The sequence below is a fragment of the Blautia aquisgranensis genome (assembly GCF_040096615.1).
In the GTDB taxonomy this organism is placed as follows: Bacteria; Bacillota; Clostridia; order Lachnospirales; family Lachnospiraceae; genus Blautia_A; species Blautia_A aquisgranensis.
The window spans coordinates 60,109-73,280 of record NZ_JBBMEJ010000007.1 but is presented as its reverse complement, the minus strand read 5'-3'; the positions used below and the strand labels follow the sequence as shown (position 1 = coordinate 73,280).

General features: G+C 46.7%; 10 protein-coding genes and 4 tRNA genes. 2 read left to right on the top strand and 12 right to left on the bottom strand.

Annotated elements, in window-relative coordinates; genetic code table 11:
- Positions 1-60 precede the first annotated feature (60 nt).
- From WMO28_RS07420 to WMO28_RS07390, 7 genes are all read right to left on the bottom strand, one after another.
- Positions 61-2,178: a glutamine synthetase III family protein gene (locus WMO28_RS07420; protein ID WP_349056565.1), complete on the bottom strand. Its 2,118-nt coding sequence runs from the start codon at positions 2,176-2,178 to the stop codon at positions 61-63.
- Between the two features lie 63 nt (positions 2,179-2,241).
- The gene (locus WMO28_RS07415; RefSeq protein ID WP_178641063.1) at positions 2,242-3,207 is read right to left on the bottom strand and encodes a diacylglycerol/lipid kinase family protein; all 966 of its coding nucleotides are present in this window, start codon (positions 3,205-3,207) and stop codon (positions 2,242-2,244) included.
- Positions 3,208-3,387: 180 nt separating this feature from the next.
- Positions 3,388-3,461: transfer RNA gene (locus WMO28_RS07410), tRNA-Met, on the bottom strand.
- Between the two features lie 16 nt (positions 3,462-3,477).
- Positions 3,478-3,550 (bottom strand) — tRNA-Val (locus WMO28_RS07405).
- Positions 3,551-3,556: 6 nt separating this feature from the next.
- A tRNA-Met gene (locus WMO28_RS07400) sits at positions 3,557-3,630 on the bottom strand.
- Positions 3,631-3,645: 15 nt separating this feature from the next.
- A tRNA-Val gene (locus WMO28_RS07395) sits at positions 3,646-3,718 on the bottom strand.
- Positions 3,719-3,915: 197 nt separating this feature from the next.
- On the bottom strand, positions 3,916-7,674 hold the full coding sequence (locus WMO28_RS07390) for a phosphoribosylformylglycinamidine synthase (RefSeq protein WP_349056564.1): 3,759 nt from the start codon (positions 7,672-7,674) through the stop codon (positions 3,916-3,918).
- A gap of 155 nt (positions 7,675-7,829) precedes the next feature.
- On the opposite strand from WMO28_RS07390, the gene WMO28_RS07385 reads away from it, so the two are divergent.
- Positions 7,830-8,699, top strand: a complete 870-nt coding sequence (locus WMO28_RS07385) for a LysR substrate-binding domain-containing protein (RefSeq protein WP_178640899.1) — start codon at positions 7,830-7,832, stop codon at positions 8,697-8,699.
- A gap of 88 nt (positions 8,700-8,787) precedes the next feature.
- Here the strand turns inward: WMO28_RS07385 and WMO28_RS07380 are convergent, their stop codons facing one another.
- The 3 genes from WMO28_RS07380 to WMO28_RS07370 all read right to left on the bottom strand — a co-directional run bounded on the left by WMO28_RS07380 (position 8,788) and on the right by WMO28_RS07370 (position 10,325).
- Positions 8,788-9,618 (bottom strand): P-loop NTPase, encoded by an 831-nt coding sequence (locus WMO28_RS07380; protein ID WP_178640896.1) that lies wholly within the window; start codon positions 9,616-9,618, stop codon positions 8,788-8,790.
- A gap of 93 nt (positions 9,619-9,711) precedes the next feature.
- Positions 9,712-10,083, bottom strand: coding sequence for a metal-sensing transcriptional repressor (locus WMO28_RS07375; RefSeq protein ID WP_178640893.1), 372 nt, complete (start codon positions 10,081-10,083; stop codon positions 9,712-9,714).
- A gap of 14 nt (positions 10,084-10,097) precedes the next feature.
- Positions 10,098-10,325, bottom strand: coding sequence for a hypothetical protein (locus WMO28_RS07370; RefSeq protein WP_178640877.1), 228 nt, complete (start codon positions 10,323-10,325; stop codon positions 10,098-10,100).
- Positions 10,326-10,501: 176 nt separating this feature from the next.
- Between WMO28_RS07370 and WMO28_RS07365 the strand changes: the two genes are divergently transcribed.
- On the top strand, positions 10,502-11,074 hold the full coding sequence (locus WMO28_RS07365) for a xanthine phosphoribosyltransferase (protein WP_178640874.1): 573 nt from the start codon (positions 10,502-10,504) through the stop codon (positions 11,072-11,074).
- A gap of 104 nt (positions 11,075-11,178) precedes the next feature.
- On the opposite strand, the gene WMO28_RS07360 is transcribed toward WMO28_RS07365, so the two are convergent.
- Both WMO28_RS07360 and WMO28_RS07355 read right to left on the bottom strand, forming a co-directional pair.
- Positions 11,179-12,546, bottom strand: coding sequence for a substrate-binding domain-containing protein (locus WMO28_RS07360; protein ID WP_349056561.1), 1,368 nt, complete (start codon positions 12,544-12,546; stop codon positions 11,179-11,181).
- A gap of 13 nt (positions 12,547-12,559) precedes the next feature.
- Positions 12,560-13,171 (bottom strand): hypothetical protein, encoded by a 612-nt coding sequence (locus WMO28_RS07355; RefSeq protein WP_178640868.1) that lies wholly within the window; start codon positions 13,169-13,171, stop codon positions 12,560-12,562.
- Position 13,172 lies beyond the last annotated feature (1 nt).

Sequence of the window (13,172 nt, the reverse complement as noted above, 5' to 3'; positions counted from 1 at the left end):
TTATGTTTCTCTGAAAGATGTCTCATCCAACAGGGACATCCCTTTATTCTCTTATATGGATCAAACCTCGAAAATCAGATCTCCGTAGGATGGCATTGGCCACATATCCTTATCCACGATCATCTCCAGCTCATCTACCGGTTTTCTTAATGCTTTCATAGCCGGAACAATGCTTTCTCTGAAGAATACTGCACGGTCACGTCCCTCTTCATGGGAATCTGCCTGGGCAACCAGTGTGGAAAGTGTGTCCATTGCTGTCTTGGTTTCTGTAAGAAGAGCAGATGTTTTCTCAAGAAGGCTTGTCTGTACGCTCACATCGATGGCTGCGCTCACTGCTTTTACAGAATTGATGGACTCTGCAAGAACAGTTGTGTAACGGATAACTGCCGGAATGATCTGCTTGGTGGCAATGTCGATCATGGTCTTCGCCTCGATATTGATGGCTTTTGCGTAGCCCTCATACTGAATCTCAGCTCTGGACTCAAGCTCTGCCTTCGTAAATACGTTGAAGGATTCAAAGAGCTTCACAGCCTTGTCTGTTGTCAGTGCCGGGATCGCGTCTACCATGGATGGAAGGATCGGAAGTCCACGTCTCTTCGCTTCCTCTTCCCATTCCGGTGCATAACCGTTTCCGTTGAATACGATTCTCTGGTGCTCGGTTGCATATTCCTTGATCAGGTCATGGACTGCTGTATCAAAATCCTCTGCTGTTTCCAGACGGTCACAGGCCTCACGGAATACCTCTGCTGCGATCGTGTTAAGCACAACATTACACTCGGAAATGGAATCACGGGAACCGACCATACGGAACTCGAATTTGTTTCCTGTGAATGCAAACGGTGAAGTTCTGTTACGGTCTGTAGCATCCTTCATGAAATCCGGAAGCGTCTTAACGCCAGTGTCAAGGATCTCTCCTGTCTTACTGTGTGTTGCAGTACCTGTGCTGATCAGCTGCTCCAGCACATCCTGAAGCTGCTCTCCAAGGAATACGGAAATAACAGCTGGCGGTGCCTCGTTTCCGCCAAGACGTTCATCATTTCCAACGTCTGCTGCAGATTCTCTTAAAAGATCTGCATGTTCATCAACTGCTTTCAGGATACAGGTCAGTACAAGAAGGAACTGGATATTCTCATGAGGAGTTTTGCCCGGCTCAAGAAGATTGATTCCGTCATCCGTTGTCAGGGACCAGTTGTTATGCTTACCGGAACCGTTGACTCCTGCGAACGGTTTCTCATGAAGCAGACAGCGCATGCCATGGCGGCTTGCAACTTTCTTTAAAATACGCATCATGATCTGGTTGTGGTCTGCTGCGATATTTACCGGCGCGTAGATCGGAGCCAGCTCGTGCTGTGCAGGTGCAACCTCATTGTGCTGTGTCTTGGCTGTAACGCCCAGTTTCCAGCACTCCTCGTTTACTTCTTTCATATATGCGGAAATTCTCTGACGGATGGTTCCGAAATAGTGGTCGTCCATCTCCTGGCCCTTCGGAGGCATGGCACCGAACAGAGTTCTTCCTGTATAGATCAGGTCTTTTCTCTGGAGCCATTTCTGTTTATCAACCAGGAAATATTCCTGCTCAGCTCCAACGGAAGGAGTTACTTTTTTGGAGGTTGTGTTTCCAAACAGGCGAAGAAGACGAAGTGCCTGTGTGTTGATTGCCTCCATAGAACGAAGAAGAGGTGTTTTCTGGTCAAGAGCCTCTCCTGTGTAGGAGCAGAAAGCGGTCGGAATACAAAGAATTCCGCCTGCTGCATCGTGGCGTACAAAGGCCGGTGATGTACAATCCCAGGTTGTGTAGCCTCTTGCCTCGAATGTTGCACGAAGTCCGCCTGACGGGAAAGAAGACGCATCCGGCTCACCCTTGATCAGTTCTTTGCCTGAAAAGCTTAAGAGAACCTTGCCATCCTCGCGCGGTGCTGTAACAAAAGCGTCATGCTTCTCAGCTGTGACACCTGTCAGCGGCTGGAACCAGTGACAGTAATGTGTAGCCCCTTTCTCAATGGCCCATTCCTTCATCTCATGAGCGACCACATCTGCGATCTCCATGGAAAGCTCCTTGCCCTCTTCTATTGTCTTCTTCAGTTCACGGTATACCTTCTTCGGCAGACGATCCTGCATCACAGAATCGTTGAATACATCGCAGCCAAAGATTTCCTTTACGTTGATATAATCTTCCATTTCTTCCTCCTTTTCGTTCCTGTATATCCAGTCTTTCTTATGAGGAAAGACGTTTTTCACATATTATTCCTGTGGATTCTGAGCGATCTCCTTGATCTCCTGAATCTTCTGATTGAGGCTCTTCTTCCTGTTCTTCTTGGTACTGGTAAGATAAAGATTCATGGCCTCATGAAGGTTGCGGATCTCCACACGGGTATGGTCGCCTCCGAATTCCCCATCCAGAGTCCATGGTACTTCTTCTTCTGATTCGATCACTACATGTGCAGATTTGAAAGAATAGACCAGATCTGTATTGTCCTCTGCTGTGAGAAGGGCAGTCATGATCTCCTGAAGCTCCAGCGGATTCTTCGGGTTGGTGATCAGTGTCACCTCAAAAAGACCATCATTCATATCCACATTCTTTCCGGTAAGATTCTTAAATCCTCCTACAGATCTGGAGTTGCTGACCATTCCGTAGATAAAATCATCCTCCACAGTCAGTTCATCAGAGGTTACCTTAAGATGATAGGATTTCACCTCCAAAAGCTGTTTCATACCTTCCAGAACATAAGCTACATGTCCCAGAATATTCTTCAAATCCTGATCTGTCTCATAGGAAACATTTGTAAAAAGCCCGAAAGCAGCCACATAGGCAAATGTCTGATCATTGAACTTACCGATATCACAGTGATAGATCTGTTCTTCCATGATCATGGATGCCGCAGCTGTCATACTTTTCGGCATAAAAAGACTGTTGGCAAAATCGTTGGTGCTTCCCGCCGGAATATAACCGATCGGAACAGAGCTGTCTACTTCCACGATTCCGGTAACAACCTCATCCAGAGTACCGTCACCACCGCTGCACACGATCAGATCAACCTGGTCCGCATATTCCTTGACCTGCTCATATGCGTCCTTCGGTCCCTGTGTCGCACGGATAACCACTTCATAGCCACCCTTGTTAAAGATATCCACAATATCCAGCAGATGCGTCTTGATTTTTCCTTTTCCTGCTTTTGGATTGAAAACAAAAAGCATTCTTTTTTTCATTATCAAATCCTCATTTCCTGAAATGATTCGTCATGTCTACTCTTGTACTATGATAAAAAAAACGCTGTAAAATGTCAATCTTAACTTTTCATGTCTGTTCCCCTGGCGGCCCAGGAAAACATGATAACAAAAAAAGTCCGAAAACCCAACGTTCATTGAATCTTCAGACCTTTTATCAAGTAGCGAGAGGGGGATTCGAACCCTCGACACCACGGGTATGAACCGTGTGCTCTAGCCAACTGAGCTATCTCGCCATATTCTTTTGTAACATGGGACCTATAGGGCTCGAACCTATGACCCTCTGCTTGTAAGGCAGATGCTCTCCCAGCTGAGCTAAGATCCCATATAGTAGCGAGAGGGGGATTCGAACCCTCGACACCACGGGTATGAACCGTGTGCTCTAGCCAACTGAGCTATCTCGCCATGTCTTTTGTAATATGGGACCTATAGGGCTCGAACCTATGACCCTCTGCTTGTAAGGCAGATGCTCTCCCAGCTGAGCTAAGATCCCATAACAGATACTTGTCAGTGAAACATTTCTGTTCCGCAACTCGCTTTGCTATTATATAATGGTTTTTGACTTGTGTCAACAGTTTTTTTCATTTTTTTTAACTTTTTAAAAAATATATACTTTTTATATATTTATGCAGTGACGGGGAGGTCTGAAATCCCCCACCACTGCAGTCCTTCTGAAGTATTTTTCAGATATTATTTAAAGTATTCCACACCGGACTCAAAGATCTTGATATCCTGCTCTCCGTAGATATTAACAGCCACACCTGCATCGCGGCGCTCGCTGTGTGCCATCTTGCCGAGAACACGTCCATCCGGGCTTGTGATACCTTCGATGTTCATATAAGAACCGTTTACATTGAACTCGCCCTCATATCCTGTCTCGTCTACCGGTACGTACTCGGTTGCGATCTGGCCGTTTTCTTTCAGTTTCTTAAGCCACTCATCGTTTGCAACAAAACGTCCCTCACCATGGGAAGCCGGGTTACAGTAAACACCGCCAAGCTGTGCCTTCTGAAGCCATGGAGACTTGTTGCTCACAACCTTTGTATAAACCATCTTAGATACATGGCGTCCGATGGTATTGTAGGTCAGTGTCGGAGAATCCTTTTTCTGTCCGCAGATCTCGCCGTACGGTACAAGTCCCAGCTTGATCAGCGCCTGGAAACCGTTACAGATACCAAGTGCCAGACCGTCACGCTCATTGAGAAGCTTCATAACAGCCTCTTTGATCTTCTCATTCTGGAATGCGGTAGCAAAGAATTTCGCAGATCCGTCCGGCTCATCTCCTGCTGAGAATCCGCCCGGGAACATGATCATCTGTGCCTGGCTGATTGCTTTCTCAAAGAGCTCTACGGAATCGTGGATATCTTCTGCTGTCAGGTTCTTGAATACCTTGACGTCAACCTCTGCACCTGCTCTCTCAAATGCACGTGTACTGTCATACTCGCAGTTTGTTCCAGGGAATACCGGGATAAATACGCGAGGTTTTGCAACTTTATGCTTGCATACATAGATGCTGTCTGCCTTATAAAGGGAACCGTCATCAGACTGAACCTCTTCATCACTTCCTGCTGCTGTCTTGAACACACTCTCAAGAGTTCCTTCCCATGTATCCAGAGCTTCTTTCAGAGTGATCACTGTATCTCCATAGGAGAATTTACCATCGTCAGTAACCTCACCGATCACTGTGTATGTGATCGCAAGCTCACCCACTTTTCCATCTGGAACTTCGCAGATAATATCACCAAATGCCGGGGCAAAGAAATCTCTCGGATCAAGATCGTGCTCGATCTTTACTCCCATACCGTTTCCGAATGCCATCTTGCTCACTGCTGCTGCGATTCCGTGACGGTCAAGTGCATACGCGGAGATCACACGGCCAGCCTGGATATCCTGATGCAGCTTATCATACTGCTCCATAAGTGCCGGATAATCAGGAAGATCATAAGCATCCTTCGGTGCGCGGAGCCATACAAGCTTGCTTCCGGATTTTTTAAGCTCCGGTGTGATCACATCTTTGATCTTCGCAACATCTACAGCGAAAGATACCAGTGTCGGAGGAACATCGATATCATTGAATGTTCCGGACATACTATCCTTACCACCGATGGACGGAAGTCCGAAGCCGATCTGTGCTGCATACGCACCAAGAAGTGCAGAGAACGGCTGACTCCATCTCTCCGGATCCTCGGTCATACGACGGAAGTATTCCTGGAATGTGAAACGGATTTTCTTATAATCACCACCTGTTGCAACGATCTTTGCAACGGATTCTGTTACTGCATAGGCAGCTCCATGATACGGGCTCCAGGAGGAAAGGTATGGATCGAAGCCATAACTCATCATGGTAACTGTCTCTGTTTTTCCATTCTGTACCGGAACCTTGGCAACCATAGACTGTGTCTCTGTCAGCTGATATTTACCACCATGCGGCATAAATACGCTTCCTGCTCCGATGGAACCGTCGAACATCTCCACAAGTCCCTTCTGGGAGCATACATTTAAGTCAGCCAGAGTATCCAGCCATTTTTTCTTCACATCTGCCACATCCGGACGTTTCTCGAAAAGATTGCCGTCTTTGGACGGGATTTCAACCTCAACAGAAGTCTCCTGATGTGCACCGTTGGTATCCAGGAATGCACGGGAGATATTTACGATCTCTTTTCCTCTCCAATTCAGTACAAGGCGTGGCTCCTTCGTTACAACAGCAACCGGAACTGCCTCAAGATTCTCTTCATTTGCATATTTCAGGAAAGTATCTACATCTTTCGGGTCAACAACAACTGCCATACGCTCCTGGGACTCGGAGATGGCGATCTCTGTTCCATCAAGGCCTGCATATTTCTTCGGTACTTTATCAAGGTCGATCTGAAGTCCCGGTGCCAGCTCGCCGATAGCAACGGAAACACCGCCTGCTCCGAAATCGTTACATTTCTTGATGATATGGCTGACTTCCTCTCTGCGGAACATACGCTGGATCTTACGCTCTGTAGGTGCATTACCTTTCTGCACCTCTGCGCCGCAGACCTCGATAGAAGCCTCTGTGTGTACCTTGGAGGAACCGGTTGCACCACCGATACCGTCACGGCCTGTACGTCCGCCAAGAAGGATGATGATATCTCCCGGATCGGAATTCTCACGAATTACCGCACGTCTCGGAGCTGCGCCCATAACAGCACCGATCTCCATACGTTTCGCAACGTAGTCCGGATGGTAGATTTCTTTTACTGCGCCGGTTGCAAGACCGATCTGGTTTCCGTAGGAGCTGTAGCCATGCGCTGCGCTTCTTACCAGCTTCTTCTGTGGAAGCTTGCCTTTCAGAGTTTCTTTCACGGATACAGTAGGATCTGCCGCACCGGTCACACGCATAGCCTGATATACATAAGTACGTCCGGAAAGCGGGTCACGGATGGCACCGCCAAGACAGGTTGCCGCACCACCGAAAGGCTCGATCTCTGTCGGATGGTTGTGTGTTTCATTCTTGAAGTTGATCAGCCACTCTTCTTCCTTGCCGTCAACATCTACCGGTACCACGATACTGCAGGCATTGATCTCATCAGACTCTTCCTGGTCTGCAAGCTTGCCTTCTGCTTTCAGCTTCTTCATAGCCATAAGAGCCAGATCCATCAGGCAGACAAACTTGTCGTCGCGTCCTTTGTACATGGTCTTATGTGCGTCCAGATATTCTTCATATGTTTTTTCGATCGGAGCCTTGTAATCACCCTCATCAAACTTCACGCTGGTAAGCTCTGTTGAGAATGTGGTATGGCGGCAGTGATCTGACCAGTATGTATCAAGAACACGGATCTCTGTCATGGACGGATCGCGTTTCTCTTCATTTTTAAAATATTTCTGGATGTGCTGGAAATCCTTGAAGGTCATGGCCAGGTTCAGGGAATCATAAAGTGCCTTAAGCTCAGCCTCCGGCATATCCTTGAATCCGTCAAAGATCTTCACATCTTCCGGATCCGGGAATACCGTTACCAGAGTCTCCGGCTTCTCAAGTCCTGTCTCACGGGAATCTACCGGGTTGATGCAGTGATGCTTGATTGCCTCAAACTCCTCATCTGTAACAGCACCTTCGATCACATAAGTTGTTGCGGAACGGATGATCGGTGCTGCATTCTCATCCAGAAACTGCACACACTGTACAGCGGAATCTGCTCTCTGGTCAAACTGTCCCGGAAGGAATTCTACGGAAAATACGCGTGCACCTTCTGCCACATCGAATTTCTCAAGATACAGATCATCTACAGGTGGCTCTGCAAATACAGTCTTGCAGGCTTTCTCAAATACTTCGTCGGAGATATTCTCCACGTCATAACGGATCAGCTCGCGTACTGCGGTTACAGTGCTGATACCAAGATAATGTTTGATCTCATGTTTCAGTTCCTTTGCTTTTACGGCAAAGGCAGGTTTCTTTTCTACATACACACGTCTTACGTTGCTCATAGAAGGCTCCTTTCTTGTTGCTGGTCACAAGCAATCTTCCGCTCTTGTTTCCAATAAATCGCACTTTCTTTTCTGCTGAAAATATAGTATCATAGGAAATATCATTAGTAAAATTAATATATCTTATATCATTTATAAGCGGAGGATTTTTGCATATGGATATCAATCTTGAACTCTACAAAGTATTCTACTATGTAGCTACGACTTTAAGCTTTTCCGAGGCTTCCAGACAGCTTTTTATCTCTCAGTCAGCAGTAAGCCAGGCTGTCAAAAATCTGGAAAAAAAGCTGGGCCACACGCTTTTCGTCCGAAGCACAAAAAGAGTCATCCTCACACCGGAGGGCGAACTGCTTCTTCAGCATGTGAAGCCGGCTCTTTCCATGCTCAATGAAGGGGAGGCCGCTCTTTCCGGAGAAGGGAATCTTACCGGACAGCTTCGTATCGGTGCCAGCGATACTCTGTGCCGCTATTTTCTCATCCCTTATCTTCGCCGTTTTCACAAGGATCATCCGGACGTACGGATCAAGATCATCAACAGCACCTCCATCGGCTGTGCCGAGCTTCTTGAAAACGGACAGGCTGAGCTGATCCTCACCAACTATCCGAACTCCAGGCTTTCTTCCCATATGAAGCTTCAGACAGTTCTGGAATTCCATGATATTTTTGTTGCAAACCCGGAACATTTTTCCATGGGACACAAGCCGCTCTCCCTGAAAGAACTTCTGAATTATCCGATCCTGATGCTGGCTCCCAAAAGCACCACCAGCGAATATCTGCATCAGGTTTTTGCAGCCCAGGGCTTAAAGCTGCTGCCTGAGGTAGAGCTGAACAGCAACGACCTCCTCATCGATCTTGCCGAGATCGGGCTTGGCATTGCCTGTATCCCGGACTACATGCTGAAAAACCGCCCGGGACTGGAACCGGTGGATCTCAAGACGCCGCTTCCTGCCAGAAGCGCAGTAATCGCCCATCACGAAGCGTTGCAGCTTTCCCAGGCTGCACAGTGCTTCCTGAAATATTTTTAAAAATAAAAGACCATCGGAACTGATATATAAGTATATCAATGATTCCGATGGTCTTTTTTTACTCTCCGTGCAACAGCACGATTCCGTCTTATTCTTTCGGCATTACTTCTGCTGCCGCAGTGATATATTCGTTCTCGATCTTGCTGAACAGGCCGCTGTCTGCAAGCTCCGCAAGCTTCACATCGATCGGCATCTTGCCAAGAACCGGAACTTTAAGCTCTGCTGCGATCTCGTCGATATGGCTCTCGCCAAAAACATGGATCTCTTTTCCGCAATCCGGACATTTCACATAGCTGTAATTCTCCACGATTCCAAGAACCGGAACTTTCATCATATCTGCCATGTTATAGGCTTTCTTGACGATCATCCGCACCAGATCCTGTGGAGATGTGACGATCACAACACCCTCGATCGGCAGAGACTGGAATACAGTCAGCGGAACATCACCTGTTCCTGGTGGCATATCTACGAACAGATAGTCCAGCTCGCCCCAGATCACATCACTCCAGAACTGTTTTACCATATTTGCAAGAACCGGGCCTCTCCAGATCACCGGTGTCTCCTCATCCGGGAGAAGAAGGTTTACAGACATAACCTCGATTCCGTTTGCTGTAGGAATAGGATAGATTCCATTGTCACTGCCCTGTGCATTTCCCTTGATGCCGTACATCTTAGGAATGGACGGTCCTGTGATATCCGCATCCATAATACCTACTTTATATCCCTTGGAGGCCATCAGATTGGCCAGGGAGCCTGTCACAAAGGATTTACCGACTCCACCCTTTCCACTTACAACTCCGATCACGTGTTTTACATCCGAAAAAAGATTCGGCTCTGCCAGAAGGCTCTGTGGCTGCTTCTGTCCACAGCCTTCACAGCTGGATTTGTCGCAGGATGAATTGCTGCACTCTTTTGCCATAATAGGTTCCTCTCATTTCCTTATATTTGCCTCTGTACAGTACTCTGTGCAGAATGCATATTTCTCATTCACGATCGCTCATGAACTTCTTACTTATTTCATAAATCTGTCGATCGCTTTTTCCAGTTCCTTGATTGCTTCCCGGTCTCCATGCTCCACTGCATCCACGATACAGTGCTCGATATGATCCTGCAGAATGATCTTGCCTGTATTATTGATCGCAGATTTCACGGCTGACAGCTGGATCAGTACCTCGCTGCAGTCTCTTCCGTCCTCCACCATGCGCTTGATGGATTCCATATGACCGATGGCCCTGGAAAGTCTGTTGAGCACAGCCTTGGTCTGTGCGTGGCTGTGATGATGAGGATGTGTACTGCTGTGGTCATGCTCATGTTCCCCGTGGGTATGCCGAAGAACCGTTCCATCCTCGAGAACGTGCACATGCGTTTCGTTCGTATCACTCATGTGTAATTCCTCCTTCAGATTTCCGTGAAAGAACAACGCTGACGGATCATGGATGTTGTAATGTCAAAGATGATCGTTCCGTCTTCAAGTACTGTCTTCTCATAGGAAACATCCTTCCCCTGAAATTTATGCTTCACATACTCTTCCGGGTCAGCGATCTCTACTTCCTCCACAAACACATCACGCATCTGATTTCTCGGGCATTTATTAAAAATTTCCCAGATTACCTCATATTCCTTCATATGCGTCTGTTCCTTTCTTTTGTCATCTTATCTATTATAATAATTTTATGATTTTTTGTCAAAAATAATTGCACTTGTCCAAATATTGTCGTATGATACATAGTCAAGAGGATATTCGCAATCCGCTTCAATACTTGCTCGTATCAAAAACAGCGATAGATCAAAGGAGATAAATCATGCAGCTTTTAAAAGACAGAATCCTGAAAGACGGCGTAGTAAAAGAAGGAAATATTTTAAAAGTGGACAACTTTCTGAATCATCAGATGGACATCGATCTGATCAACGAGATCGGTAAAGAATTCAAGAGACGTTTTGACCACTGTCCAATCAACAAGATCCTTACCATTGAAGCTTCCGGTATCGGAATCGCCTGCATTGCAGCCCAGTATTTCCATGTTCCAGTAGTCTTTGCCAAGAAGGCACAGAGTGTAAATCTTGACGGTGAAATGTACACAACAAAAGTAGAATCCTTTACCCACAAGAAGGTCTATGATGTGATCCTCTCCAAGAAATTCCTTGGACCGGATGATCACGTTCTCCTTATTGACGATTTTCTTGCCAACGGCTGTGCTCTTTTGGGCCTTATTGACATCGTAAAGAAATCAGGCGCAACCCTTGAGGGTGCCGGAATCGTTATCGAAAAAGGCTTCCAGTCCGGCGGACAGACCATCCGCGATATGGGAATCCATCTGGAGTCTCTTGCCATTATTGATTCCATCGAAGGTGGCAAGCTTACATTCCGCGAATAAAGTCTCAGATAAAGAATTTTATCATTAAAGTTTAAAACACTCCCTAGAACCCACCACACTGATCACGTGTGATCCGTTCCCGGGAGTGTTTTTTATTTTTGCTTTTATGCTACGGAACTTTTGTCCGCTTTCTCTGTCGGGGTTGGCGTTACCGGCTCTTCTGTCGGTGTGGCCGTCTCCCCTGCTGCTACAGACGGTGTCGGCATCACTGTTCCTTCCGCCTCTTCAGACGGAGTTTCCGTCACAGTCGGCTCCGGTGTCGGTGTCGATGTCACCTCCGGCAGTATCTCATCTTCATCAAAATATCCGTCATCCACAAGCATCTGATAGTTATCCTTGTCGATCAGCTGGAGATCACTTGTTACCGTACCCACAATTTTGGTTCCATTATCATACTGGGAATAGTTGTTAATTTCCGGTTTTTCGCCTTTCAGATAAGTATCTACCATAGTCACACAGTCTGCTGCAAGCACACGGTTGTCCAGAAATACACTGTTCGATAATCTTCCTTCAATAATGGCAGTTGCAGCCTCAGCCTCACAGCCACAGCCTGTGATCATAGGCCAGTCCTCACTACCTGCTGTATATCCAGCTTCCTCCAGTGCTTCTGCTGCTCCAAGTGCCAGTTCATCCGCACCTGTGCAGATGATATCCGGAGCTCCATCCGCGTAATTCCCGGAAAGAACAGCTGTGAGATCATTTTTTGCAGTACTTCTGCTGTTACGCATTACTGCTGTGTCGTCAAAGCTCTGCTTACCGGACTTACATACAAGTGTACCGTCATCAAAGTATTTCTGAAGTTTTTCCATTACTCCATTGAAAAAGAAAAGTGCATCTCTGTCATCCGGGGAACCCATGAGAAATTCGATTGTTAAGGTCTGTTTATCCTCACTGGCTTTCTCCAGATCCTTGTTCTTAATAATGGCATCTCCGATCATCTTTCCTGCCTTACGTGCATCAAAGGTCACAAAATAATTCACCTTATCTGTATCCATGATCAGCTCATCATAGGAAAAAACAGGAATGGATTTCTCGTAGACCTGCTCCAGCACATCATTCAGCCCGTACGGATCTGCAGGTGCCACAATAAGAGCAGATGTTTTTTCATCATCCAGAATGCCACTGATCTGGGATACCTGTGTATCTCCGCTCTCATCTGCGAAAAATACCTCTGCATCGTATCCGTCATCCTCAAGTGCATGTACAAGAGTTTCCCCATCAGACGCCCATCTCGTATCATCGGACGCTGACGGCAGAAAAATACCAACCTTCTTATCTGCTGCTGCCTTTTCCTCTTCTTCTCTCTTTTCTTCTTCCTCCGCATCATCGCTGTTTTTGGCTTTTCCTTCCGGGTCTTCAGACTCCACACTCTCGTTAGCCGCTTCGGTTGCCTCTTTATTTTTACCACAGCCGGAAAAAACTGCTGCCAAAGTTATTGCCCCTACAAGCAGGATCACTGTTTTTTTCTTCATTGTCAAATCTCTCCTATAAGCCTTTATATTCCCTTGCCAGTGATTTCAGATAGTCTCTATAGGCCAACGCTGATTTCCTGGGCTTGAGTATGCGTACACTTCCGCCCATTCCTGTCAGCCAGCCATAAAATTTCATATTTTCAGGAAGCTCTGCTGTTATCATCAGATCTCCACTGTCCTTAATCTTATATTCTGCGTTATCCCTGAAATAATCGCGAATCTCTGCCTGTACGCCACCGGCGCACAGAAGCTTCATCTCTCTTTTTATACTTTTTGCGGAAGCTGCAAGCAGTTCTTCATAGCCACATACAGAACGGGTTTCCTGAAGCGGTTCAGACTTCGGCTCTGTTTCTGATGCCGGTATCTTCCGAACAGGTTTCTCTTTTATGTCTGCATTTCCGTAAAGATAATATCCGCCCGGCCGTTCTCTTGTATAACGGATATCCATTCCGAAAGCCCTCAAAACCTCCACATCAGCATAAATACTTTTCCGCTCTGCACTTATCCCATATTCCCTCAGAGTCTCCAGGATCTCCTGCATGGATAACGCATGGTGCTCCCCTGTTTCTTTAAGCATTTTTTCCAGATACAGGATCTTCGCTTTCTGATTGTTTGATTTCGCCATA